17 protein-coding genes are annotated in these 26,551 nt (G+C 73.4%); 5 read left to right on the forward strand and 12 right to left on the reverse strand.

Annotated features, from left to right (window positions below; all coding sequences use genetic code 11):
- The 10 genes from EDM22_RS16225 to EDM22_RS16270 all read right to left on the reverse strand — a co-directional run.
- The coding region (locus tag EDM22_RS16225) for an FtsK/SpoIIIE domain-containing protein (protein ID WP_138708111.1) at window positions 1-2,581 on the reverse strand (2,581 nt) is incomplete at its 3' end.
- A gap of 142 nt (window positions 2,582-2,723) precedes the next feature.
- Window positions 2,724-3,539 (reverse strand): zinc ribbon domain-containing protein, encoded by an 816-nt coding sequence (locus EDM22_RS16230; protein WP_122938129.1) that lies wholly within the window; start codon window positions 3,537-3,539, stop codon window positions 2,724-2,726.
- A complete protein-coding gene (locus EDM22_RS16235) occupies window positions 3,536-5,887 on the reverse strand; it encodes a transglutaminase TgpA family protein (protein ID WP_122938130.1) in 2,352 nt (783 codons plus the stop codon). Before EDM22_RS16235 ends, EDM22_RS16230 begins: the two co-directional genes overlap by 4 nt.
- Window positions 5,884-7,212, reverse strand: a complete 1,329-nt coding sequence (locus EDM22_RS16240) for a DUF58 domain-containing protein (protein ID WP_122938131.1) — start codon at window positions 7,210-7,212, stop codon at window positions 5,884-5,886. Before EDM22_RS16240 ends, EDM22_RS16235 begins: the two co-directional genes overlap by 4 nt.
- Window positions 7,209-8,180 (reverse strand): AAA family ATPase, encoded by a 972-nt coding sequence (locus tag EDM22_RS16245; protein ID WP_122938132.1) that lies wholly within the window; start codon window positions 8,178-8,180, stop codon window positions 7,209-7,211. Before EDM22_RS16245 ends, EDM22_RS16240 begins: the two co-directional genes overlap by 4 nt.
- 19 nt (window positions 8,181-8,199) lie before the next feature.
- A complete protein-coding gene (locus tag EDM22_RS16250; RefSeq protein WP_122938133.1) occupies window positions 8,200-14,070 on the reverse strand; it encodes an Ig-like domain-containing protein in 5,871 nt (1,956 codons plus the stop codon).
- Entirely contained in the window at window positions 14,070-15,482 is a 1,413-nt protein-coding gene (locus EDM22_RS16255) for a serine/threonine-protein kinase (protein WP_122938134.1), read from the reverse strand. The genes EDM22_RS16250 and EDM22_RS16255 overlap by 1 nt, the downstream gene beginning before the upstream one ends.
- Before the next feature lie 108 nt (window positions 15,483-15,590).
- Window positions 15,591-16,406, reverse strand: a complete 816-nt coding sequence (locus tag EDM22_RS16260) for a PP2C family protein-serine/threonine phosphatase (protein WP_122938135.1) — start codon at window positions 16,404-16,406, stop codon at window positions 15,591-15,593.
- Between the two features lie 25 nt (window positions 16,407-16,431).
- On the reverse strand, window positions 16,432-17,760 hold the full coding sequence (locus EDM22_RS16265; RefSeq protein ID WP_122938136.1) for an FHA domain-containing protein: 1,329 nt from the start codon (window positions 17,758-17,760) through the stop codon (window positions 16,432-16,434).
- 30 nt (window positions 17,761-17,790) lie between these two features.
- Entirely contained in the window at window positions 17,791-19,227 is a 1,437-nt protein-coding gene (locus EDM22_RS16270; protein WP_122938137.1) for an aminobutyraldehyde dehydrogenase, read from the reverse strand.
- 186 nt (window positions 19,228-19,413) lie between these two features.
- On the opposite strand from EDM22_RS16270, the gene EDM22_RS16275 reads away from it, so the two are divergent.
- The 3 genes from EDM22_RS16275 to EDM22_RS16285 are packed head-to-tail and all read left to right on the forward strand — an operon-like array spanning window position 19,414 to window position 22,849.
- On the forward strand, window positions 19,414-19,896 hold the full coding sequence (locus tag EDM22_RS16275) for an Lrp/AsnC family transcriptional regulator (protein WP_122938138.1): 483 nt from the start codon (window positions 19,414-19,416) through the stop codon (window positions 19,894-19,896).
- Window positions 19,897-19,922: 26 nt separating this feature from the next.
- A complete protein-coding gene (locus EDM22_RS16280; RefSeq protein ID WP_122938139.1) occupies window positions 19,923-21,395 on the forward strand; it encodes an aspartate aminotransferase family protein in 1,473 nt (490 codons plus the stop codon).
- Window positions 21,395-22,849: an NAD(P)/FAD-dependent oxidoreductase gene (locus EDM22_RS16285; protein WP_122938140.1), complete on the forward strand. Its 1,455-nt coding sequence runs from the start codon at window positions 21,395-21,397 to the stop codon at window positions 22,847-22,849. Before EDM22_RS16280 ends, EDM22_RS16285 begins: the two co-directional genes overlap by 1 nt.
- On the opposite strand, the gene EDM22_RS16290 is transcribed toward EDM22_RS16285, so the two are convergent.
- Together EDM22_RS16290 and EDM22_RS16295 are read right to left on the reverse strand one after the other, a co-directional pair.
- Window positions 22,843-24,099 (reverse strand): DUF4192 family protein, encoded by a 1,257-nt coding sequence (locus EDM22_RS16290; protein WP_170964171.1) that lies wholly within the window; start codon window positions 24,097-24,099, stop codon window positions 22,843-22,845. The two genes, EDM22_RS16285 and EDM22_RS16290, sit on opposite strands and share 7 nt — an antisense overlap.
- A 91-nt stretch (window positions 24,100-24,190) precedes the next feature.
- A complete protein-coding gene (locus tag EDM22_RS16295) occupies window positions 24,191-25,156 on the reverse strand; it encodes an aldo/keto reductase (RefSeq protein WP_122938142.1) in 966 nt (321 codons plus the stop codon).
- A 132-nt stretch (window positions 25,157-25,288) separates the two neighbouring features.
- Here EDM22_RS16295 and EDM22_RS16300 point away from each other — a divergent pair, with 132 nt between their 5' ends.
- Both EDM22_RS16300 and EDM22_RS16305 read left to right on the forward strand, forming a co-directional pair.
- Window positions 25,289-25,780, forward strand: a complete 492-nt coding sequence (locus tag EDM22_RS16300) for a methylated-DNA--[protein]-cysteine S-methyltransferase (RefSeq protein WP_122938143.1) — start codon at window positions 25,289-25,291, stop codon at window positions 25,778-25,780.
- A gap of 2 nt (window positions 25,781-25,782) precedes the next feature.
- A complete protein-coding gene (locus EDM22_RS16305) occupies window positions 25,783-26,415 on the forward strand; it encodes a DNA-3-methyladenine glycosylase I (RefSeq protein WP_376917723.1) in 633 nt (210 codons plus the stop codon).
- Window positions 26,416-26,551 lie beyond the last annotated feature (136 nt).

Here is a 26,551-nt window from a genome sequence, read left to right on the forward strand (position 1 = left end):
GGGGCGACGCAGCCACGACGGCGACCGGCGCGCCGAGTTCGAGCCGGAGCTCGGGCACCGCGGCGGCGACGGGCGCCGCCGGAACCTCTGCGTGCGCGAACCGGGTGCGCCGGCCGCGCCACTGGCCGGAGCCCGGCGTCGCGTCCAGCGCGAACAGCGCGCCGTCCCCGCCCGCGTGCACGAGATCGGCACGTGTCGGATGCCGCAGCAGCGCACTCGCGCCGAACGCGTCGCGCACCGCCTGGCCGAGTCCGTTCAGCCGGGTGGCGCTCGCGGCGACCGCGACGCCCCGAGCCCGCCCGGACCGGAGCACGCCCTCGAGCGCGACGACGGCGGCGTGGCGGTACTCGTCGGGCCAGCCGTGGAACAGCGCGTCCAGGTCGTCGATGAGGAGCAGCCGCCGCCCGGACGCCTGGTGTGCGGTCGCCCCCTTCCACCGGGAGAGCTCCTGCAGCGCATCCCATACTGCGCTCCGCGCCCCACCGAGGCGCACGGCGCCGACGGCGCCGGCGCTCGCCGCCGCCTGCGCCTCGAGCGCTGCGAGCACCGAGCTGCGCCCGCTCCCCGGTGCGCCGAGCACCAGCAGGTGTCCGTCGGTCACCGGATGCCACGCCGCGATTCCGCGCCGCTGTCGCTCGGGCTCGTCGGCGAGCCCGAGCAGGTAGCCCTCGGGCGGCCTCGTCGGCGTACCGGCATCGTCGGAGTCCGCTGGATCGGCGCGCGACGCGAACGCCGCCAGCTCGCGCAGTTCGAGCCGGCTCGGCAGCGGATCGAGCCACGGTCGTCGCGGCCTCGCCGAGCCGGCATGCGCCCCGCGCGCGCGGGCGATCGCCGTCGCGTCGACGAGCGCGGACTGGAACGGCGCGGCGTGGCCGTCACCCGCGTCGAGGATTCCCCTCCCCGGCAGGGCGGCATCGATCGCGGCGGCGGCGTCGACGCCCACGACGGCCACGCTGTCGGCGCGATCGATGACACGCAGCGAGACGCGGATGGGGCAGTTCGCCGCGACCTGCTCGCGTACGATGCCGTTCGGTCGCTGTGCGGCGAGCACGAGATGCAACCCGAGCGAGCGCCCGCGCGCGGCGATGTCGGCGATGACGGGACCGACGTCGGGGAACCGCTCGATCATCGCCTGGAACTCGTCGACGACGACCACGAGGCGCGGCAGCTCGACCGACGCGTCGAGCGACCCGATGTCGCGCGTACCTGCGGCCTGCAGCACGCCCTCGCGATGCCGCAGCTCCGCGCGGAGGCTCGCGACGGCCCGCGCAGCCTCGTCATCGTCGAGGTCGGTGACGATGCCCGTGAGATGCGGAAGCGAACGGACCGGCTCGAATGCCGCACCGCCCTTGAAGTCCACGAGGAGGAACGCCACGCGCTCGGGCGGATGCGCGATCGCGAGGGCCGTGATCCATGCGAGGAGGAACTCGCTCTTCCCGCTGCCCGTCGTGCCCGCCACGATCGCGTGCGGGCCGCCGCGCACGAGGTCGAGCTCGACGGGGCCGTCGGCGCCGACGCCCACGAGGGCGCGGAGCGTGGCGCGAGAGCCCATGGCGGCCGGCTGCGCGAGCGTCGCCAGGTCGACGTGTCGCGGGAGTTCGACGCGCGCGGAGCCGACACCGGCGCGCACCGCGGCCCGGACGGCGGCGTCCGCCCATCTCTCGGCCTCGGCGTGTCCCACGAGCGACGGGGCGATCGGCACGGGTGCTCGCCCGTCGCCGGGGCGCTCGAGCGTGGCGGCGCGTGGCCCGGCGAGCCGCACGACGGTGCGGATGCCGGGCGGGAGCAGCCCGCGATCGGATGCCACCGCGATGAGCCCTGCGGTGGCTCCGGGGCCCGGCCGGTCTCCGGTCTCCGCGTCCACCAGCCGGAGCACCTGCCCGTCGCCGGGGTCGCCGCCCCAGTGCGGCAGCCGGGTCGCCCAGGCCCAGTCGGGGTGATCCGGAGTCCGCACGGCGATGGCGCCCGGCATCACCCGGTGGGCGCACTGGAGGAGCGCGGATCGCGCGGCGGCGCGCGCGAGCGGCGGGGCGCCGACGAACCCGATGCCCTCGATCGGGTCGACGAGGATCGGCGCGCCGCCGAGCCGCGCCGCGCCCGCGAGCAGGTGGCGGTCGCCGTCGTCGTACGGATCGCCCTCGACCCGGAGCGCACTGTCGACGGTGCCCGCTCCGACGACCACCTGCCCGAGCACGGTGGCGTGCCAGTCCGGCCGCACGCCGTGCTCGACGAGGTCACGGACGCTGGGGCTGCGACGCCAGGCAGCCTCCCGCTCGAGCCGGTGGCCGTCGCGGATCTCCTCGGCGAGGGCGTCGAGCCGGCCCGCGCGCACTCGGCGCGCGGTGCGCAGCATCCGCCTCGCCTGCCGGCGGCCATCGAGTGCCGACGCGACCGCGACGAGCGGGCCGAGTGCGGCGAAGAGCAGCGAGAACGCCGAGCCGGTCATCGCCCACAACGCGAGCGACCCCGCAACCGGCGCGATCGACGCGAGCCAGGGGAACCCGGGCCGCTGCGGTTCCGGCGGATGCGGGGGCAGCGACAGGCGGCCCCAGGTGGGCCGAGGCTCGGGAGCAGGGTGCACCCGGGCATCCGATCACGGCGCGAGCCTCGCATCCGGGCACGTCCCCCGCGGCGAGCGTCGACGGTCGAGAGGCGCAGGTGTGGAGGACTGGTCGTCGGGCCACCGGTCAGCGGCGCGCTGTCGCCGTCGCCGTCGCCGTCGCTCACTCCACCCGGAACGACTGCTCGGCGATCTCGACGCGGCTGCCGCGCGGCACGAGGTAGCGGCGGCCGGGCTCGCAGCGCACGGCACCGGCGTCGGGCCGGTGCACCACGGTGCCGTTGGCCGAGAACCGATCGGCGACCCACAGCTGCTCGTCGTGCTCGCCGAACTCGAGGTGCGTCTTCGAGACCGACAGCGACCGATCCGCGATCTGCACGAGATGGTCGTACGACTCCCCCGGCTGGGGCATCGGGCGTCGCCCGATGAGGCCCGTGCCGAACACCGTGCGCGTCTCCCCCGTGGTGAAGCGCAGGACGAACCTGGCGTGGGTTCGGTCGGGCCCCTCCGCGGCATCCGACCCGACCGGCGAGGCCGGCGCCCACGGACGGGCACCCGAGCCATCGGCGCCGTCACCGACTTCGGCGTCGGCTCGACTCGGTTCGGCGTCGACGTCGGCTGGTGCGGGCTCGACGCCGACCTCGGCACCGCGGGCACTCGCCGTCGGCGTCACGGTCCCCTCGAGCTCGGTCGCATCCGCGACGGATGCCGCGGCGCCGAGCGGGTCCACGACGGCAGGGGTGACCTCGGGCGAGACCCCGGGCACGACCCCGGCCGGCTCGGCGCCCGCGTGGAACCCCTCGACCGGGATGCTGATGACCCCGCTCTCGCGGACGAGCCCGCGTTCGATGACCGTGGTGTCCCCGGGCCGCGGGTCGGCGCGTCGGCGCGACTCCGGCGTCGCGCTCGTGGAGCTGCCGCACTCGCCGCAGAACATCGCGCCCTCGGGCAGGTCCGCACCGCAGATCCGACAGTTCACGACCGCGCTCCTCTCCGCGAGCCAGCGTACCCGCCGAGCGAGCCCAACGAGATCGCGGCGCGAAGCCGCTCGCGACGGGTGCGGGGCTCGGCGAGTCGCCGCTGCAGCTCGTCGACGGTGGTCCAGACCCGGTCGTCGTCGCCCTCGGCCGGTCCGTCGGGCGCGAACACGGCACGGTCGACGACCGAGGCGAGCACGAGCGGACCGAGGCCGCCGACCGTCGCCGCCTGCTCGGAACGCGTCGCGGTGGGGGTGATGGCGTACCCGTAGTCCGCGGCGGTGTCGGCGAACTCCTGCCAGCCGCCCTCGATGCGTTCGACGGTCGTGGCCGCGTTGCGCCGCAGTCGACGGCGACGGAGCTTCGCCACGACGATGGCGAGGAAGGGGCTCGTGAACAGGGCGAGCACCGCGACCGCGATCCCGGTGACCCGGAGCACGGCGAGCAGGCCCTCGAGCCACCACGCTCCGTCGTCGTCGGGCTCGTCGGGGCTGAGCTCGGGTTCGGCCGCGAGGTCCTCGACGGGCGTGCGATCGGCGGGCGGCGGCAGCGCCGACTGCGGGCGCGACACGACGGTCGGCTGGTCGGGCTCGCGCTCGGGGATCGGCCGCGGCAGCGGGTTGGGATCGACCTGCACCCAGGCGCCGTCGGCGTCCTGCACCTCGATCCACGCCTGCAGGTCGGCACTGCGGAACACCCGGACGCCGTCGGGGGCGGCCGCGGCGCCGGCCGCGGGCAGGTAGCCCACGACGACCCGCGCAGGGAAGCCGATCTGCCGCGCCAGGAGCGCCGCCGCGACGGCGTACTGCTCGCCGTCGCCCACCATGGGCCGCGCCGAGGCGAGCTCCGCGATGCGGTCGAGCGCGTGTCCCGAGCGACTCGGGGGCTCGTCGTCGCCGATCCCGTGGCTCACGTATCCCTCGCGGTGGAAGCCCTCGATGACCGCGGCGAGCCGTGCACCGGGCTCGGCCGACACGGGCGCCCACGACTCGAGGAGGCGCTGCAGCTCCTCGGGCAGTTCGGGCGCGGCGGGCAGCACGCTGGTTCCGGGCGTGAGCTCCGCCAGGTCCGCGGCGGGCAGCGGTGCGACCGACTCCGCGACGTACCGATCGCCGCGCTGGAGCCCGTCGGCGACCGCGGCGGTCCCCGTGACGTCGTTGTAGTGGAAGCCCTCGGTCAGCACGGCCGAACGGGCGCCCTCGAACGCGATCTGCTCGAGCCGCCCGACCCCCGGCACCCAGACATCGCCGTAGGCGTCGACCGCCACCTCGAGCCGCACCGGCTCGCCCGCAGTGGTCGACTGGTCGAGCCGGTACGGCAGGCGGGTGAACTGCCCCGAGGCCGCCGCGCCGTCGGATCCGCCGACGGAGTACACGACCCCGTCGTAGCTGTCGAGGGTGGCGATGCGGATGCCGCTGCCCTCCGGGAGCCCGCGCACCTCGAGCATCTCGCTGCGCGCGACATCCGGCTCGAACGCCGCCCGGAACCCGGTGAGCGGACTCTCGTGATCGCGCGGCTCGAACGGCGGCTGCAGCTCGGAGCGCACCACGGTGCGCTGCGGCATCGGCAGGGCGACGGATGCGGCGGTGGCGCCCACCATGGCGACCGCGAGCAATGCCGACGCCCCGACGACGCGGCGCACGTCCGCCAGGGCGGCGTCGACGGTGCGGTCGGTGACGACGCGCCGCCGCTGCGCGATCGCGACGTACACGAGCCAGCCGATCGAGGAGACGAGGAACGCCAGGCCGGCCTCGATCGCGAAGTCGTCGTGCACGACCCCGAGGGCGATGCCCGCGACGAGCACGACGGCGGGCGGCAGCACGGCCGCCGCGGGCCGGCGGGTGCGCAGCGCGATGCTCATCGCGAGCGTCGAGGCGACGAGGCCGAGCAGGAACGGCGGCACGAGGAGCGCCTGGTAGGAGCCGACGGGCACGGCGATCGTGACGAGCTGCTTCCACGAGAGCGCGGCGCCCGCGAGCAGGTCGACGAGGCCCGCGGGCGTCGGCAGGACGCCGGCGACCGCACGCCCGGGCACCGCGACGGGCACGCCGAGCACGACGTAGGCCGCGAACACCGCGACCACGACCACCCAGGCACGCCAGCGCAGCCGCGCCCCGAGCACGCCGATCGTCGCGCCGGCCACGACGGAGACGACGGCCGCGACGAGGAACGCCCCGCTCTCGTACACCGGCCACCACGGCACCAACGCGGCGGCGAGCAGGGCCGTGACGAGGAGGACGCTCATCGCGATCGCGACCGGTCCGTCGCCGACGACACCGCCCGGGCCGGCCCCGCCGCCGCGGGAGGGCCGCGGGATCCGCCGCTCCGCGGCATCCGCTGCGCCGGTCATGCGAGCGACGCCGATCGGGCGAGCATCGCGCGGAGGTCGTCGAGGTAGCCGATGCCGAGCACCGTGAGCCCGGCGACCGAGCGGCTCGATGCCTCACCCTCGGGCGCGCACTGCACGACGATCGTCGCGACGCCGCCCGGGAGACGGGCAGCGGCCGCGCGGAGCGGCGCGATGCCCTGCGCGGAGCCCGTGACGAGGAAGGCCAGCGAGACCCCGCTGAGCGACTCGGCCGCTGCGCGTGCGGCATCCGGCAACGGCACGGCGCGTTCGTCGGACTCGACCAGGCAGAGCGCGTCGAGCAGCCGGTCGCGCGAGGCCGTCGAGAGCTCGTGCACCGCACCGCCACGGCGGCGCACGCCGCTCGCCGAGCGGTCGCGCCCCGAGACGACGAAGGACACGCTGCGGGAGTCCCGGATCGCCCGGGCGCCCACCGACGCGGCCGCACTCACCGCGAGCTCGAACTCGGCCTCGTCTGCGTAGGAGTGCGCGTCGAGGTCGAGCAGCACCATGAGGCGACTGCGGCGGGTCTCCTCGAACTGGCGCACCATGAACGTTCCGGTCTTCGCGGAGCTCCGCCAGTGGATGAAGCGGCGATCGTCGCCCGGGACGTACTCGCGCAGGGCGTGGAAGGCGATGTCGCTCACGGTGAGGTCGCGCGTCGGCGAGCCCTCGAGGTCGCGCACGAACCCCGTGCTGAGGGCCGCGATCGCGGCCGTGCGGGGGTGCACGTGCAGGAGGCTCGTGTCCGACCACACGATCTCGCGGCGCATGAGTCCGATCGGGTCCGCTCGCACCGTGCGGGCGGGCCCCACGGGGACGACGCCGCGACGCTCGGTCGGGATGGGGAACTGCTCGTCGAACGTCGCCCCGCGCGGCAGCGGTGGCAGGAATCGCAGCACGATGCGCTCCCCCACCGGCAGCTCGAGCCGGGCACCGCCGAACCGGCGGCGGCCCGGGTTCCGGGCGACGAGCCTCGCTTCGGCCGGCTCGCCCACGGCGACCCGCTCGACGGGGAGGGACAGCTCGATGACGCCCGCCCCGCGGCCGGCGAGCCACGCCGACGCGAGGCCCACGAGCAGTGCCAGGCCCCACCCGAGCGCGACGAGCTCGCCCCAGCCCCAGCCGTACCCGACCCCGAGTGACACGAGTGCCGCGGCGACCACCGCCCAGCCGAGGGGCGTCACGACGGCGCGCACGGCGCGGGTCCAGCGCTCGACGGCGGATGCCGCCACGCGGGCCCCGCGCACCGTGCGCTCGATCACGACCGCGAGCAGGCCCTCGCGTGCGGCCTCCTCGGGAATCGTGGTCCGGGTCTGGAACGTCACACAGCCTGCCTCGTCGACGGGGGCGGCGTCTCGATGAGCACCTGCGCGATGAGGTTCGACGCGGTGACCCCGTCGAACTCCGCCTCGGGGTCGAGGATGAGCCGGTGGGCGAGCACGGGTTCCGCGAGCGCCTTGACGTCGTCGGGCACCACGTAGTGACGACCCCGCCCGGCCGCGTGCGTCTTCGCCGCGCGGATGAGCGCGAGCGCGCCGCGAACGCTCACGCCGAGACGCACCTCCTTCGCCGTGCGCGTCGCATCGACGAGGCGCGAGACGTAGTCGTGGATGGTCGGGTCGACGTAGACGGTGCGCGCGAGCGCCGCCATCTCGATGATCTCCGCCGCCGCGAGCTGCGGCTGCACCAGTTGCTCGTGCGCGCGCTGGTCGGCGCCCTCGAGGATGCGGATCGTGGAGGCGTGATCGGGGTAGCCGATCGAGGTGCGCATGAGGAACCGGTCGAGCTGCGCCTCGGGGAGCCGGTAGGTGCCGGCCTGCTCCACGGGGTTCTGGGTCGCGATGACCATGAACGGGCGCTCCACCCGGTGGGTCTGCCCATCGACCGTGACCTGCTCCTCCTCCATCACCTCGAGGAGCGCGGACTGGGTCTTCGGGCTCGCCCGGTTGATCTCGTCGGCGAGCACGATGTTCGCGAACACCGGTCCGGGGTGGAACTCGAACCGGCCGGCGCGCTGGTCGTAGACCGTGACCCCCGTGATGTCGCCGGGCAGGAGGTCGGGCGTGAACTGCACGCGGTTGCTCGTGCCGTCGACCGATTGCGCCATCGCCCGGGCGAGGGAGGTCTTGCCGGTGCCCGGGACGTCCTCGAGGAGCAGGTGTCCCTCGCTGAGGAACGCGGTGAACGCGAGCCGCACCACCCGGTTCTTGCCGAGCAGCACCTCCTCGACGGCGCCGACGAGCCGATCGAGGTTCGCCGCGAATCGCGTCGCGTCCTCTGGGGTCATGGTCATGTCTGCTCCTCGGAGTGGTTCATCGGTTCAGGAATCGTGCGGTCACGCCGGCGACCTCGACATCCAACCAGACGCGCGCCCCGGGGCCGGCGTTGGGGATCTGGCAGCTCGTGGCGCCCTGCGCGGGGCGGCCCGGGTCGCCGTCGACGCCGCAGCGGTATGCCGCAGGGAGGCCGTTGTTGGCGGGATCCGCGGTCCAGGTCCAGGTCTTCGTCGCGTCGCTCCACGCGCGGCCGGGCAGCACGAACGTGAGCGACGGCGACTCCCCGGTGGGGAGCACCGCCGACCAGGGTCCGCAGCTGCCCCACACCGAGCACGAGCGCACCTGGAACCTCGCGGTCTCGCCGAAGGGGCGGGAGAGCAGGGTCCGCAGCCATCCGGTGCCGTCGAATCGCTTCGGCTGGCCGACCTGGGCGCCGGATGCGTCGACCGCGACGATCTCGAGACGCTGGCCGCCGGCGTCGACCTTGGAGATGTAGCGGTCCCACGTCTCGCCGTTGAGCCAGTCCATGTCGCTCTGCACGCCGCCGACGGCACCGGGTGCCGGCCGGACGACGATGGTGGCGACCTCGGTGCTGATGCAGCCGGCCCGGTTGAACCCCCACACGAGGAACCCGTAACGCGCCGATTCGGTGATCGCGCCCCCGAACTGCACGCTCGTCGTGCCCGGGCCCGCGACGACCACCTCGGCCACCGGGCCGCCGACCGTGGGGGCCGTCACGGTCCCCGGTGCGGGCGTCGAGACCGAGCACGCCTGGGCACCGCCCGGCACCGCCGTCTCGCCTTCGACCAGACGCTCGACGAAGTACCCCGCGATGGCGTCGCCGTTGCCGTCGAACGGCTGCCACGAGACCGTCACGGTGCCCGCTGCGGCATCTCCGTCGACCGCGATCGCTCCCGCGATCGGCGCACCGAAGGGCGTGCCGGCGCCCGTGGCCTCGGTCCACCGCGCGAGCGCCGGGTATGCGCCGTTGCGGGCGCTCACCGAGAACGGAACCTGGCTGCCGTTCGCGAGCTCCTGCGACTCGACGGCGCACACGGTGGCGGTGCAGGCGCTGCCCGCCGACACCTCCACGGGCGCCCCGCCGACCGTCACGACATACGATTCCACGGCGCTGCCCGCGCCCGCGGGAACGGGCTGCCACTGGATGCGGAGGCGACGGTCGAGCGGGACGGCGTCGAGCCCCGACGGGGGCGGTGGGATGACGTCGGACCACACCGGGCCCGGGGCATCGACCGGGTCCGACAGGCCGATCCCGTTCCGCGCCTGAATGCGCACGGTCACCGCGTTGGCCGGTCCGTTGCCGGGCGTGGGCACGACGCAGGTCGTCGCGGCGCAGTCGGACACGGCGGCCACGGCGCCGCCCTGGCCGACGAGCGAGATCTGGTAGCCGCTGATCGGCGAGTTGTTGAACGCGCCCGCGCCGAAGGACACGTCGAGCTCGCCGTCTCGGAACGCCGTGACCTGCGCGGCGGTCACCGGGTCCGGGCGATCCTGCACCGAGATCGTCACCGTGCCCCACGCGTAGCGGCTCGGATCGTCCGTCGCGTCGGCGACCTGGTACTGCAGGGTCGTGTTCACCGGCTCGGCGTTCGCCGACACCGTCACTGCGAGCGTCGACCGGTCGGCGCTCGGCTCGACGACGACGCCCGCCGGCAGGTCCTCGCCGAGGCCGCCCACCCGGATGACGCGCAACGGCGAGTCGGGGAACGGATTCCCGGCGGCGTCGTTGGCGAGCACGTCTATCACGGTCGTGCGGCCGCGCGGGGCGACGGCCGTGTCGGCGGCGGGCTGGGCGATCGGGCGGGTCGACGGTACCACGCGCAGGTCGATGCGACCGGGTGTGCCGAGGCCCGCGGCATCCGTGACCCCGATGTTGACGGCGGCGCGCACGCCCTGCTTGGTCGCCTCCTCGGCGGTGACGGTGAGTTCGTCGCCCTCGAGCGAGAAGGCGAACCCCTCGACCGGCGGCGGGAGGACCTGGTAGCGCAGCTCGTCGAGCGAGTCGGGGTAGGGGTAGTTCGTGAGTCGTTGCAGCGCGATCGTCTTCGATTGCCCGGGCTCGAAGTCGATCACGCCCCCCGTGAACGCCGGCGGCTGGTTCTCGGCCGGGCGCACGTCGATCGGCACCACGATCGTGCCGGTGCGCGCCTCGGGATCGTTCGCCGACTCGCCGTCGGTGACCGTGAACGAGAGCGACGCCGGACCGAAGTAGCCCGGCTCACTGCGGAAGCGGAGGGTGTCGGCGTCGACCACGAGGTCGGAGCCGTCGGAGTGCGAGGCCTGCACCGTCGCGGCATCCGTGATGCGCACCGGCCGGCCGGACGCGGCGATCACGTAGTCCTCGAGGTCGATCCGGACCTCCTCCCCGCTGCGCACGCGGACCTGGGGAGCGTCACGGCGCAGCTGCGGCAACGCGTCGTCGCGCCCCGGGACCCAGATGAACGCCGTCGCCGTCACGCCGGGATCCTCGGGGTGGCTCACGGTGAACGGGATCACGCGGCGCTCGTCGCGCACCTCGACGCGGACCGTGCCGTCGGGCTGCACGCGGGCGCCGGCGTCGTAGCCGTCGACGAGGGCGACCCCCGCGTCGGACGCGTCGGCGTCGGCGATGAAGACGTTGCGCAGCACGTCGACGTCGACGGTCTCCTCGTCGAGGACGTCGCTCAGCGTGAGCACGACGTCGGACGCCTCCGGTCGGGCGAGCGGCGCGTCGGCGCGGGCCTGCACGGTGAGGAACGTGGACGAGGTGCCGAGCTGGCGGTTCTCGATCGAGTAGATGAATCCGTGGTCGCCCTCGCCCTCGGGCACGGCCACCTCGATCCGGTCGCCGTCGACGACCTCGGCGGTGGCGGTACCCGCGGTGCGTTCGACGGTGCGCACGGTGAGCGCGCCGCCGTCGGGGTCGGAGTCGTTCTCGAGCACGCGCACCGAGACGGTGCGGCCGGGGCGAACCGTCACGACGTCCTCGACCGCGACGGGCTCGCGCGCGCCGTCGAGGGGTGGGGCGATCCCGACTCGGATGGAGCCGTTCGAGCGCTTCCCGAGCGCGTCGACGATGGCGTACTCGAAGGTGTCCGTGCCCGCCGAGTACTCCCCCGCCTGGTACGAGAGCCAGTCGCCGCCGCGTGCCACCACGGCACCGCGATCGGGGTTGGACTGCTGGCCGAGCAGTTGTACGGAGTCGCCGTCGGGATCGATGCCGCCGAGCGGGATCGGGATGCGCACGGTGTCGCCCGCGAGCACGCGCGCGGTCACGGTGCGCGGTACCGGCGCGTTGTTCGTCTCGGGGTCGGCCTCGCGCACCGAGATGCGCACGGTCGCCGTGGCGTACTGTCCGTCGGGTCCCTCGACCCGGTAGGTGGCGTCGAACTCGCCGGGCTCGTCGGGTGCGAAGTAGCGCAGTCGATCGCCCGCGGTGAACAGCAGGCCCTTCGCGGGCTGCTCCACGAGGGCGGCGGCGAGCGTGAGGCGTGCGCCGTCGGGGTGCTCGTCGTTGTCGAGCACCGGGATGTCGACGACGTCGCCGGTGCGAGCCGAGACGGTGTCGGGCGCGGCGACGGGCGGCTGGTTGCGCTCGGGCTGCGGCACCTCCACCACCGTGACCCGGCCCTCCGCATCGCCGAGCCCGTTGCTCACCCGGTACCCGAAGGTGGTCGAGCCCTCGGGCAGCGGGCTCGTGAGCGTGACCCGCAGGATGCGGTGCTCGACGACCTGCACGCGCACGCCGTCGGCGGCTTCGCCCACCACGCCCGTGATGATGAGCACCCCTCCGGTCGGATCGATGTCGCTCGCGAGGACGTCGACCTCCATCGGCTGCTGCACGCGCAGGAACGCCGTGTGGGGCACCGTGATCGGCATCGTGTCGCGATCCGGCGGCGCGGACACCTCGACGCGCACCACGCCCGTCGCGGTCTCGTTCCCGTCGGTCACCGAGTACTCGAGCAGGTGGGTGCGCGCCTCCGCGCTCGTGAAGCGGAAGGTGCCGCCGTCGTAGTCCGGCGTGAGCTGCGCGCCGGGCTTCGACGGCACCGCCGAGAGCCGCGCGTGCCCGGAGCCGCCGCGGACATGCCGGAGCGGGTCGATGCGCACCTCCTCGCCTGCGGTCGCGAGCGCGACGAAGGGGTCGGCGACGAGCGGCACCTCGCCGGGCGCGCGCACCGAGACCTCGAGCACGCCCACCTGCTCGTCTCGGCCGTCGGATGCCACGAGCGACACGGTGCGCGTGTCGCCCTCGCCGCCCGCCTCGTCGAACACGACGATCCCCTCCGGGGTCGAGGAAGCGACGTCCGGCGCGTCCACGCCGACCGCACGGAGGAAGAACGGATCGCCGTCGGGGTCGACCCAGTCGCCGAGGACCGAGGTGGTCACCCGTCCGCCCAGCTCGACGGATGCCCGGTTCTGCCGCTTCTGCTCGGGCGGGCCGTTCTCGTCGGGCTCGCGGATCGTGACGTGCACCGTCCCCTCCGCGGTGCCCTCCCGGCCGTCGTCGATCGTGTAGCGGAAGCTGAGCTCGCCGGTGGCCGCGTCGTCGAGCGTGAGCTGCAGCTGCTGGTTGCTCGACACGAGATCGAGGCGGGCGCCCGCTGGGAGATCGGTCGAGACCCCCCGCACGACGAGCACGTCGCCGTTCGCGTCGTAGTCGTTGAGCAGCACGGGCAGCAGGGTCGTGCGGCCGGGGCGCGCGCCGAACTCGTCGTCGACGGCGACGGGCGGCACCTGGCTCTTCTCCACCGTGGGCTTCGTGTCGGGGTCGTTCTGCTCGACCGTCTCGTCGTCGCGCTGGGCGGGGATCAGGTCGTCCCAGTTGTCGATGAGGCCGTAGTCCACGGATGCCGCCCAGCTCCGTCCGCTGCGACGGTCGTTCAGCACGAGCGCGTGGCCGTTCGCGAGGAACGTCAGCGACGACGCCCCGGTCGCCCCCTCGAGGTCGATGCGGCGGGGCTGCCCATCGGTGCAGTCGCGCCAGGCGGTGCCGTCGGCCCACGCGGCGTGGCGGCATCCCTCGTGCACGATCGGAGCGGCCGGGGAACCGCCGCGACCGTCGGCCAGCACGGTGGGACCGGAGCCGTCGACCCCGACCTCGAGAAGCCCGCTGCGCGAGGCGACGAGCACCGAGTCGCCCTCGACCGAGGGGGACTGCAGCACGGGCAGACCGGTGGGGCCGATCGCGTCGGAGAGGTCGACGGGGCTCCGGCCCTCGACCTGCAGCACTCTCGCCTCGACGTCGAGCACGGCCCAGTGGCCCCCGACCGACGTGATCTGGGCGGTGTCGCCCTCGCCGAGGGGCTCGAGCTCCCAGCTCGCGGCCACGGTCTCCGCGTCGGCGGCATCCACCTTCTTGAGAGCGCCGGTCGAGGGCGTGAAGGCGAAGAGCGTGCCGTTCTCGTCGACCGAGGTGACGGATGCCGCGCCGAACCGCAGCATCGGATCGGCCTCGCTGTCGAACTCGTCGAACTCGTCGATGGGCACCGACCAGATGTCGCCGTCGGAGGCGACGACGACGCGGGATCCGGCGAGCGCGATCGAGGAGCTCCCCGGCGGCACCGGCACGGTGTCGGTCACCGTGGAGCTGGCCGGATCGACGATGCCGGCCCGGGCCCGCTCGCGATCGAGCACGAACACGGTCGATCCGCGTTGCACGACCTCCGCGCGCGTGCCCCCGGTCTCCACGACGGAGTTGAGCTCGTGCACCGCGGTGTTCGCGCGGCCGACCGACTGCAGCCCGTCGTTCGCGACCCACACCGAGGCATCGCCGAGGTCGACGCGCTGCGCGGTGTAGCCCCCCGACGCCCAGGCGATTCCGGCGATGAGCGCGACGATCGCCGTCACCGCGGTGCCGGTCGCGATGGCCGAACGGTGCCGGTCCGCCCACTCCGGACGCCACATCACGGCACGCCGTCCACGTCGGAGCATCGCTCGGCACTCGGCGCGCCCGACTTGCCGTCGCGGGCGACGGTGACGGTCACGCAGACCCGGTCGCCGGCTTCGGCGGGGACGGTCAGGCTCGGCTCCCGCTGCGGCGGCCACGGACTGCCGTCGACGCTCACGACGTACGCGTCGCCGTCGGCGATGCCCGGATCGTTCCACGTGAAGACGACCGTCGACCCGTCGACCGCGGCGCGGACGTCGGAGACCACGGGGATGCCGGAGCTCGATCGGAGCACCGCGACGAGTCCCGCCGCGACGAGTCCGACCAGCACCACGGCGACGACCGACACGCCCCAGACGAGGCGACGCGTGGTCGGCGGCGGCGTGCGGCGACGCGCGTCGCTCGGATCGCGCGGCCGCGAGTCGACCACGGACGCCGACATCGCGCCGCGCGTCGCCGCGCGCCGCTTCCGGCGTCGCGCCGGGCCCTCGGCTGCACCCGTGGATCCGCCGACGCGCGTCAGCTCGTCGGCGTCGACCGCCGTCGCGAGCGCCCAGTCGTCCATCGCGACCTCGATCGGGGTCTGCGGCAGGCCGAGCTCCTCCTCCACCGCCTGGAGGTCGCGGATGAACTCGAGCGCGCTGCCCTGCCGATCGGACGGACGCTTCGACATCGACCGGGCGAGCACCGCCTCGAGGCTCTTCGGCACGTCGCTGCGACCGGTCGGTTGCAGCTTCGCCTTCTCGATGCGCCCGATGAGCGCGATCGAGCCGTTGTCGCCGCCGGGCACCTCGAACGGGCTGCGACCGGCGAGGAGCGAGTACACGGTCGCGCCGAGCGACCACACCTCGCTCGCGACGGTGCCCGCGACCTCGTCGCGCAGCACCTCCGGCGCCGACCAGGGGATCGAGAGCCCGACCGACTCGGTGGTCTCGGCCTCGCCGAGCGTCGACGCGATGCCGAAGTCCGACAGCACCGGGTGGCCGTAGGCGGTGGTCAGGATGTTGGACGGCTTGATGTCGCGGTGCAGCACGCCCTGTCGGTGCGCCGTCTCGATCGCGCTCGCGATGCGCACGCCCACCGACAGCACCTCGGCGATCGGCAGCTGCACCGCGCGGTAGCGCTGCCCGAGGGTCGCCGAGCAGTACTCCATGACGAGGTAGGGCCGGCCGTCCGCCGCGACGCTCGCCTGGTAGACCGTGAGGATCGACGGATGCGAGCTGAGCTGGGCCATGAGGTTCGCCTCGGCCTGGAACATGCGCCGCAGGTCGTCGTTGACGTACTCGGCCAGCAGCACCTTCACCGCCACGAGCCGCCGCGGCATGTTCTGCTCGTAGAGGAACACATCGGCGAATCCGCCCGACCCGAGCACGCGGATGAATGCGAAGCCGGGTAGGTTCGGCGGCGTGGACGGCAGTCGCCTCGGCACGATCCTCCTGAGTCCCTGGCCGGCGGTGTCGGTCGGGCTGCCGCCCGCCGGCGTGCCGGCAGCCGCCCGCTACGTCGCCCCCATTCTAGGGTCGCGACGGACGGTGCGTCAGTGCGCGGGCTGGGTCGTCGCGTCGGCGCCGGGCCGCACCACGCGCAGCACGTCGACGACCACGACGGTGATGTTGTCCCGGCCGCCGTTGCCGAGCGCCGCGTCGAGCAGCTGGCGAGCGGCCTGCTCCGGCCGGCGGCTGCCGACCAGGAAGTGCCGGATGCCGTACGAGGTGAGCTCCTTGGTCAGCCCGTCCGAGCAGATGAGCAGGCGCATGCCCTCCTCGACGGCGATCGCGCGGTAGTCGGGGATGGGCGCCTCGTGGAAGCCCACCGCGCGCGTGATCACGTTCGAGTGCGGATGGGTGTCGGCCTCCTCGCGCGTGATCTGCCCGGCGTCGACGAGCTCCTGCACGATCGAGTGGTCGACGGTGAGCTGCTCGAGCACCCCGCCGACGAGCCGGTAGACGCGCGAATCGCCGATGTTGAAGACGATCCAGGCCGGTTCGTCGCCGATCGAGCCGAGCGCCGCGCCGGTGACCGTGGTGCCGCTGCCCTCGTCGGTGACGCCCGCACCGCGGCCCATGTCCTGCACGGCGAGGCGCAGGGCACCGTCGATGTCGGGGGTGCCGACGATCTGCTTGCCGCCGTGCTCAGCGAGGCGCGTGACGACGGCCGCGCTCGCGAAGTCGCCCGCCGCGTGGCCGCCCATGCCGTCGGCCACGGCGAACACGGGCGCCTGCGCGATGAAGCTGTCCTCGTTCACCTCGCGCCGCAGGCCCGTGTCGGTCATCGCGGCCCATGCCAGCGTGACCTCGGTGCCGTCGGGCAGCGTGACCCGGTGGCGGGTGTTGCCGTTGCCTATCTGCGTCACCGGTGCCGCCTCACGTCGGTCGGGTTCATTCCTCGTCGCCTTCGGGGGCGGGGAGGATCTCGATGATCGTATCGTCTCCGAGGTCGAGACTCGTGCCGGGCGCGACGACGAGGGACTCGCCGGAACGCATCCGACGAGTGCCGGACGGCGAGCGCACCACCGTGCCGTTCGTCGACCGCAGGTCGATGGCGACGAGTCGCCGCCCCTCGAGTCGCAGCTCGAGGTGCGTCGACGAGATCACCGCGGTCGGCGAGTCGACGCGCACCAGTTCGGCCCCGGCCGGCGCGACGCGCGGTGGTGCCGGGTTGCGGCCGATCCGCACGGGCGCGGTCACGCTGCGAGGGAGTCCGGCGCCGATGCGGAACCGGGGTGCGGTCGCGACGTCCGCGGCTCCGGCGGCCGGCCGCGCAGCCCGGTGCGGTGCGTCGTGGCACGCCGGCTGCACCGAGCCCGCCGACTCCGTCGACGCCGCCGTCTCCCGGTCCGAGCCGGCGGCCGAGGAGGCGGAGTCGGGGTCGGACCCCGGTGCGGGCTCCCGGGCGTCGGCGCCGACCTCCGGCCACGCCGGCCGCCGTCGGCGGAAGAGGACGGTGTCGGCGTCGGCGTTGCGATTGCGCACCGTGCGCACGGTGTCGACCGTCGCGCTGCGGTTGCGTGGCGAGACGATCGTGTCGGCGAACGAGTCGGCGAGCGCCTCGTCGAGCTCGTCGCCCCCCTGCGCCGCGCCGGCGCGGTCGGCCACGGAAGCGGCGACGGCCGGGCCCTCGAGATCCTCCAGGTCGACGCGGGTCGTCACCGGTGCGTCGGTCGATGGCCCCGAGGACCGGGCAGGTCCCGGCGCGCCCGGTGGTCGCGCCGTTGCGGCGGGCCGAGCCGACCACGCGACCCCGCTCGCCCGGAACGTGGCGCGCGACCGGCCGACGTCGGTGCCCTCCGCCCCGGCTCGAGCCGCCGACCAGAGCGGGGCGTCGGAGCCGGTCGCCCGCACGGCGGTGACGTCGCCGAACTCCGCGAGGTGGAAGGGCCGGATCCCGCGGGCGTCGAAGCGGCGGATGCCGCCGGGCGAGGCGAGGTCGACGACGGCGCTGCCGCGGACGAGCGCCGTGACCTCGTCGTTGCGTGCGCCGGGCCACCAGACGACGGCGAACGACTCCACCGCGGCGTTGCGCCCGGTGGGGATGCGGGCGACGATCCGCTCGAGCGCCGGCTCGGGCTCGGCGGCGAGGTCGGCGAGGCCGGCCATCACCTCCTCCGAGGCGGGCGCGGCGAGCATGGCGATGAAACGGTCGCCCACGACGACGTCCCATTGCGGCGCATCGGCCTCGGCGACGCTGCGCAGGGATCCGTCGACCATGTCCTCCAGTCTGGCATCATGGCCGCCGCGTCATCCGGCGATGTTGCTCATGACGTGCTTGATGCGCGTGTAGTCCTCGAAGCCGTAGTTCGAGAGGTCCTTGCCGTAGCCCGAGTGCTTGAACCCGCCGTGCGGCATGTCCGAGACGAACGGGATGTGCGTGTTGATCCACACGCAGCCGAAGTCGAGGTGCTTCGCGAACCGCATCGCGCGCCCGTGGTCGCGGGTCCACACCGACGACGCGAGCGCGTAGTCGACGCCGTTCGCCATCGCGAGCGCCTCCGCGTCGTCGCGGAACGACTGCACCGTGAGCACCGGGCCGAAGATCTCGCGCTGCACCGCCTCGTCGTCCTGGCGGAGGCCGGTGACGATCGTGGCCTCCCAGAAGTAGCCGACATCGCCCTGCCGCCGTCCGCCGAGGGCGATCTCGGCGTGGTCGGGCAGCCGCTCGATGAAGCCCGAGACGTGCGCGAGCTGGTTCGCGTTGTTGAGGGGCCCGTAGAACACGCCCTCCTCGCGCGGCCCGCCGGTGCGCGCATTCGCCCGCGCGGCGGCCACGAGGGCCCCCACGAACTCGTCGTGCACCGACTCGTGCACGATGACGCGGGTCGCCGCGGTGCAGTCCTGCCCCGCGTTGAAGTACGCGGCCGCGACGATCCCGTCGGCGGCCTCGGCGAGGTTCGCGTCGGCGAACACGATCGCGGGCGCCTTGCCGCCGAGCTCGAGGTGCACGCGCTTCAGGTCGGATGCCGCGGCGCGGGCCACCTGCATACCGGCGCGCACCGAACCCGTGATCGCCACCATCTGCGGGGTCGCGTGCTCGAGCATTGCGGCGCCCGTCGTGCGATCGCCCGTCACGACGTTGAGCACGCCCGCCGGCAGGAACTCCGCGGCGACCTCGGCGAGCCGGAGCGTCGCGAGCGGCGTGGTGTCCGACGGCTTCAGCACGACGGTGTTGCCGGCCGCGATCGCGGGTGCGATCTTCCACACGGCCATGTTGAGCGGGTAGTTCCATGGCGTCACCTGCCCGATCACGCCGATCGGCTCGCGTCGCACGAAGGAGGTGTGGCCGGCCAGGTACTCGGCCGCGGAGCGGCCCTCGAGGTTGCGTGCGGCGCCGGCGAAGAACCGCAACTGGTCGACCGATTGGAGGATCTCGTCGGCGACGAGCGTCGCGCGCGGCTTCCCGGTGTCCTGCGACTCGAGGTCGGCGAACTCCTCGGCGCGCGCCTCCATGGCGTCGGCGATGCGGAAGAGCGCAAGCTGGCGCTCCGCGGGGGTCGTCTCGCCCCAGGTCTCGAAGGCGTCGGATGCCGCGGCGTACGCGGCGTCGATGTCGCCGCCGTCCGAGACGGGCGATGTGGCGTACACCTCCTCGGTGGCCGGGTCGACGAGGTCGATCGTCGCGTCGCCGCGAGCCTCGACGTACTCGCCGCCGATGAAGTTCCGCAGGGTCGGGGCTGCCATGTCGCTCCTTGGGTGATGTCGTCTCGGGCGGGCGCGGGTCATGGCCCGGCCGCCGGGGTCGTGCGCCCATGTTCGCATACGAACTCGAAACTCTGTAGGACCAAATCATGTGGAATCCGTTGTGATTCGGTTTCAAATCGACGGATTCGCTTGCAGGTGTCAGGTTGGGCTGACACAATCGGGCCCATGACGAACACGGGTCGCCCCCTTCAGCCACGCCCGGTGCAGCTCGACGAGGTGTCGAAGGCGATCATCGAGCAACTGCAGGCCGACGGGCGACGGTCGTACGCCGACATCGGCAAGGCCGTCGGCCTGTCCGAGGCCGCCGTGCGGCAGCGCGTGCAGCGACTCACCGAGTCGGGCGTGATGCAGATCGTCGCGGTGACCGATCCGATGCAGCTCGGCTTCACCCGGCAGGCGATGATCGGCATCCGTGCGGCCGGCGACACCCGCGTGCTCGCAGACGAGCTCGCGGCGATCCCAGAGATCGACTACGTCGTGCTCACCGCGGGCAGCTTCGACCTGCTGGCCGAGGTCGTGTGCGAGAACGACGAACAGCTCATCACGCTGCTGAACTCGCGCATCCGCAATCTCGCGGGAGTGCAGACCACCGAGACGTTCGTCTACCTGAAGCTGCAGAAGCAGTTCTACAACTGGGGCACCCGCTGAGCGGGCGCCCCCTAAGGAGGACAGAGATGACCACCCTCGACCCCGCTTCGACCCTGCGAGGCGTCGGCTACGACAACGCCGACCTCCAGCAGAAGGCGAAGGACCACCTGTGGATGCACTTCTCGCGCCAGTCCACGATGGAGACCTCGGGCGTTCCCATCATCACGCGCGGCGCCGGGCACCACATCTACGACATCAACGGACGTGAGTACTTCGACGGCCTCTCGGGCCTCTTCGTGGTCAACGCGGGCCACGGGCGCCGGCGCCTCGCCGAGGTCGCCGCGAAGCAGGCCGAGGAGCTCGCCTTCTTCCCGATCTGGTCGTACGCCCACCCCGCCGCCATCGAACTCGCCGACCGGCTCGCCGGATACGCGCCCGGCGACCTGAACCGCGTCTTCTTCTCCACCGGCGGCGGCGAGGCCGTCGAGACCGCGTTCAAGCTCGCGAAGTACTACTGGAAGCTCAAGGGCCAGCCCACCAAGCACAAGGTGATCTCGCGCGCGGTCGCCTACCACGGCACCCCGCAGGGCGCCCTGGCCATCACGGGCATCCCCGCGATGAAGGCGATGTTCGAGCCGCTCACCCCCGGTGGCTTCCGCGTGCCCAACACGAACTTCTACCGCGCGGCCGACGTGGGCGCTCCTGCCGACGACCTCGAGGCGTTCGGTATCTGGGCGGCGAACCGCATCGAGGAGATGATCCTCTTCGAGGGCCCCGAGACCGTCGCCGCGGTCTTCCTGGAGCCGGTGCAGAACTCGGGCGGATGCTTCCCGCCGCCCCCCGGCTACTTCCAGCGCGTGCGCGAGATCTGCGACCAGTACGACGTGCTGCTCGTCTCCGACGAGGTCATCTGCGCGTTCGGCCGGATCGGCCACATGTTCGCGTGCGACGCGTACGGGTACGTGCCCGACATGATCACCTGCGCGAAGGGCATGACCTCGGGCTACTCCCCCATCGGCGCCACGATCATCTCCGAGAAGATCTACGAGCCGTTCAAGACCGGCACGACGTCGTTCTACCACGGGTACACCTTCGGCGGGCACCCGGTGTCGGCCGCGGTCGCGCTCGAGAACCTCGACATCTTCGAGGAGGAGGGCCTCAACGAGCGCGTCCGCGAGAACTCGCCGCTGTTCCGAGCCGAGCTCGAGAAGCTGCTCGACATCCCGATCGTCGGCGACGTGCGCGGCGACGGGTACTTCTTCGGCATCGAGCTCGTGAAGGACAAGGCGACCCGCGAGACCTTCAACGACGAGGAGTCCGAGGACCTGCTTCGCGGCTTCCTCTCGAAGGCCCTGTTCGACGCCGGTCTGTACTGCCGCGCCGACGACCGCGGCGACCCCGTCATCCAGCTCGCGCCGCCGCTCACGATCGGCGTCCCCGAGTTCCAGGAGATCGAGCAGAAGCTGCGCGGCGTGCTCACCGAGGCCGCCGACCGCGCGGCGGGCTTCCGGGGTCACCAGCACGGCGGAGAGCACCTCCTCGTGCCTGCGCGCGTCTGATGGCGGGAGTGCGGCGGCCCGCCCCGACGGATGGGACGCAGGCCTCGTATCGGCGTGCCGGTTTCTGGCTGGACGACCTCGTGCGATCGGGCGTCGACACGCTCGCGCCGAGGCCGTCGCTCACTGCCGATGCGTGGTTCGACGTCGCGATCGTCGGTGGCGGGCTGACCGCACTCTGGACCGCACACGAGTTGTCGAAGGCCGATCCCGGCCTCCGGATCGCGGTGCTCGAGCGGGAGATCGCGGGCTTCGGCGCCTCGGGTCGCAACGGCGGCTGGTGCTCGGCGCTCTTCCCGCGCTCGACGGGCTCGCTCGAGCGAAGCCACGGTCGTTCCCACGCGATCGCGATGCGGCGGGCGATGATCGACACGGTCGACGTCGTCGGTCGCACCGCCGCCGAGGAGGGCATCGACTGCGACTTCGCGAAGGGCGGCACGATCGTCTTCGCCCGCAGCGAGGCGCAGCGGCAGCTCGCCGAGGCCGATGTGCTCGAGGCACGGGAGTACGGCGTCGACGAGCTCGAGTACTGGCCCGAGACGGTCGTCGCCGGCCGCTTCGGCGCGACCGGGCACGACGGCGCGACGCCGTCCGCGGTCTACGACCCCGCCTGCGCGAGCGTCCACCCCGCGAAGCTCGTGCGCGGGCTCGCCCGGGTCGTCGAATCGCGCGGTGTCGCGGTCTTCGAGCGCACCGAGGTCGTGGACTGGTCTGCGGGGCGCGTACGCGTGCGTTCCCTCGACGGGAGCGGTGCCGAGGCCACCGTGTCGGCACGACACGTGATCATCGCGACCGAGGGCTACGGCGCACGGTTGCCCCGGGTGGGTCGGCGCATCCTGCCGCTCTACTCGCTCATGATCGCCACCGAGCCGCTGCCCGACGCGGTCTGGGACGACATCGGGCTCGCGCACGGTCACACCTTCTCGGACTACCGGCACCTGCTCGTCTACGGCCAGCGCACCGCCGACAACCGGTTCGCGTTCGGCGGCCGCGGCGCGCGCTACCACTGGGGCAGCTCCATCGACCCGGACTTCGAGCGCGTCGACCGCGTGTTCGAGCACCTGCACACCACGCTGCGCGAGTTCTTCCCGGCGATCGGCGACGCGGCGGTGACCCACCGATGGGGCGGCGCGCTCGGCGTCGCCCGCGACTGGCACGCGACGGCGAGCTACAACCCGAAGACGGGCGTCGGGTTCGCGGGAGGCTACGTCGGCGACGGACTGTCGACGACGAACCTCGCCGGTCGCACGCTGGCCGATCTCGTGCTCGGTCGCGCCACCGCGCTCACCGAGCTCCCCTGGGTGAACCACCGGTCGCCGTTGTGGGAGCCCGAACCGCTCCGATTCGCCGGCGCCAACCTGGGCCTGCTCGGGATGGGGCTCGCCGACGCCGAGGAACGGATCACCCAGCGCCCGTCGCTCATCTCGAGGGCGCTCGGCCCGCTCGTCGGTCACTGATCCCCGGGCGACGGTCGGGATCGGCCGACCTGGTCCGATCCCCCATCGGCCCCCGTCGCCGGCACGGCCGTCGAGGAGAATGCCCATTCGGGGATCGCCCCGCTCCCGAGGAACGTGCACAGGAGTCGCGCCATCGAGTGCGTGCCGTCGATGGCGAGCGCCTGGTCGAGGAAGCCCGCTGCCGCGGATCCCCTCCCGAGCGACCATGCGAGCCACGCCGCAATGCAGAGCGAGCCCGGGCGGTAGGCGGGCGGAGCCTGGGCGATCGCGCGCCGCAGGACCGCGATCGACCGCTCGATGCGCCGCGGTTCGGGACGAGCGGTGGTCTGGCCGAGCAGCAGGCGCGACAGGAAGCCGTCGACGCCGTCGGGTGCCCCCTCCGCGAGTTCCCGCGCCACCAGTTCGTCGATGCTGACGCCCGACGCGGCCGCACGTTCGTTGGCGTCGATGGAGTCGTCGAGAGCCAACTCGCCGATGACCGGTCCGAATGCGAACTGCAGCATCATCGCATCGCGGAACGCGGGCCGGCCCGCGAGGTGCACGAGCCAGGCGAGGCGGTCGGCGTCGATGTGCTCGGGCGCCTCGGCGAGAAGCACCTCCACGAACTCGACCGGATCGACGAGCGGTCCCAGTGCCTCGAGCAGCCGTTCGACGGGCCGCGACCTCCGCGAGTCGAACCCGCCCGCTCGCCCGTCGTCGTCGACCAGCGCCGCGAGGGTGCGCGCCACCGCCTCCGCGACCTCGGGCTCGGCGTCGGGAAGCACGGCGAGGTCGGCGACGCCGCCCGTGCGCGCCTCGCGGCACACGGGGTGCGAGGCCGCCGAGCTCGTCTCGATGAGCGCGAGCGGATGACCCTGTACCGGCGTGGCGGGATCGCGCAGCGACCCCCATCCGTCGGCGGCGACGCACAGCGCGTCGCGCACGAGGAAGCCCGCCTCCTCCGCGCGGGCGACCACCGTCTGCAGCAGCGCGCGCTCCGGCAGCCCTCGGCGCCGCGCGAAGGGGTCGTCGGTGTAGGCGACCGCGACGACCGCGTCGACACCCGGCATCCGGCACAGCGCGGCCACCAGGAGCGAGGCGACCGCGCTTCGATCACTCGCCCTCCTCGGCAGGTCGTGCCGGATGACACCCGCGGTTCGGTTGCCGCGGAAGGCGACGGCCAGGAGCGAGCGCTCCGGCGAATAGCCGGCGAGGGACGGCAGGAGGGCGAGGAAGTCGTGCGCGGCCTCGGCGCGGATGATCGTCGTCATGCGACGAGCGTGGGCCTGCGGCATCCGTCGCTGCCGTGCCTGGTCGGAAGCCGGGAGGCGTCGCGCCGCACCCGGCGCTGTCGAGGACGAGTCAGCCGGCTGCGAACAGCTCCGAGATCGCGACGGCCTCCTCGTCCGTCGGCCGCCACGCGCCGGCCAGCGCATTCTGCCGCACCTGCTCGGGACGGGTCGCACCCGCGATGACGCTCGCCAGCGCCGGCTGCGCGAGCAGCCACCCGAACGTCGCCTCGAGCATCGTGATGCCGCGCTCGGCCGCGAAGGCGGCGTATCGATCGAGCACATCCCAGGGCGCCTGCTCGACGAGCTGCGGCCGCTGGCGCATGATGCGGGTGTCCGCCGGGTTGCCGTCGCGGTGGAACTTGCCGGTGAGCAGCCCGTTGTGGAGCGGGAACCACGGCAGGAATCCGACGCCGAAGTGCTCGGCGGCGGGCAGCACCTCCGCCTCCGCGCCTCGTGCGAGCAGGTTGTACTCGTTCTGCGCCGAGATGAAGCGGCTCGTGCCGAGCTCGCGCGCGAGGAGCTCGGCCTCCGCCAGCTGCCACCCGGCGAAGTTCGAGTGCCCGAGATAGCGCACCTTGCCTTCGCGCACGAGCTCGTCGAGTGCGGCGAGGGTCTCCTCGATCGGCGTCAGGGGGTCGGGAGTGTGGAGCTGGTACAGGTCGATCCACTCGGTCTGCAGCCGACGGAGCGACCCCTCGACCGCGAGGCGCACGTAGCGGCGCGACCCCTTCGCGCCCCAGTGCGGAAGCGGCGACGGGATGGACGCGTGGCCGAACTTCGTGGCGACCACGACCTCGTCGCGCCGGCCGCGGAGCGCGTTGCCGAGCAGGGTCTCGCTGAGGCCGTACTCCCGTCCGTAGACGTCGGCCGTGTCGATCAGGTTCACGCCGTTGTCGAGGGCGGCGTGCACCACCGCGTCGGTGCCGGCCTGGTCCTCGGTCGCGGTACCCGCCCGGCCGAAGTTGTTGCCGCCGAGGCCCACCGCGGAGACGCGGAGTCCGGAACGGCCGAGGGAACGGAAGTCGAGGTCGCTCATGGCTCCATCCTCGCAGGCCGCACGCCGCCGGATGCAGGGGCACCCGTCCTCCACAGCCGGCAGTTCGGCTCGCCCCGCGCCGTGTCCGATTCCCGCGAGCCGATGACGGATGCCGCGGCTACAGTCGAAGGCATGACCACCGACTTCCTCCTCCGATTCGACAGCCCGATCGGGCGCATCGAGCTCACGGGCGACGCAGCGGCCGTCACCTCGCTCAGCATCGAGCGCGACGGCGCCCTGCCCCACGACGAGCTTCCCGAACGGCCCAACGACGTGCTCGAGACCGCGCGGGCGCAGCTCCTCGAGTACTTCGACGGGGATCGTACGTCCTTCTCCGTCCCGGTGCGCCTCGAGGGCACGCCGTTCCAGCGTGCCGTCTGGGCCGAGCTCGAACGACTCGGCTGGGGCGAAGCCACCTCCTACGGCGCCCTCGCGCACGCGGTCGGCCGTCCGGGCTCGGCGCGCGCCATCGGCGGCGCCGTCGGCGCCAACCCCGTGCCCATCATCGTCGGATGCCACCGGGTGCTCGCCTCCGACGGCCGCATCACGGGATACTCGGGCGGCCAGGGCATCCCCACCAAGCTGTGGCTGCTGGGCCACGAGCAGATCGGCTTCGCCGCGTGAGCCTGCCTTCGCGGCCCGAGCTCGTACTCGGCGACGACGGCCTGCACCGATGCGCGTGGGGAGCGAACGACGCGGAGTACCGCAGGTACCACGACGAGGAGTGGGGCACGCAGCAGCGCGATCCACAGCGCCTCTTCGAGAAGCTCTGCCTCGAGGGCTTCCAGGCGGGACTCTCGTGGATCACGATCCTTCGGCGCCGGCCGGCGTTCCGCGAGGTGTTCCACGGCTTCGACCCCGCGGCCGTCGCGGCGATGACCGAGGGCGACGTCGAGCGACTCCTCGGCGACGCCCGCATCATCCGGCACCGCGGCAAGATCGAGGCGGCCATCTCGAACGCCCGCGTCACGCTCGAGCTGCCGACCCCGCTCGACGAACTCCTCTGGTCGTTCGCCCCTGCGCCGCGCGAGCGGAATCCGGTCTCGTTCGCCGAGGTGCCGGCCACCACGCCCGAGTCCGAGGCGATGAGCAGGGCGCTTCGGCGACTCGGCTACCGCTTCGTCGGCCCGACCACGATGTACGCCCTCATGCAGGCTTCGGGCATGGTCGACGACCACCTCGCCGGTTGCTTCCGCGCAGGCAACGGCGCCGCGATGGCCGTGGAGCCGGCCGCAGCAGTCAGCGCACCCGTCTCCTAGCCGGGTCGCGCTGCACCGGAGTGTGGCGCTGCACGGGGCCCGGTCGTCACGCGTCGGGCGGCGGTCCGGGAGTGCGGGCCGCGCGCGCCGAGCCCCTGGGCGGGGGCCCGCCGGCGCCCCAGGCGGCGGCGCGGCT

Source organism: Agromyces tardus (assembly GCF_003710805.1).
Classification (GTDB): Bacteria; Actinomycetota; Actinomycetes; order Actinomycetales; family Microbacteriaceae; genus Agromyces; species Agromyces tardus.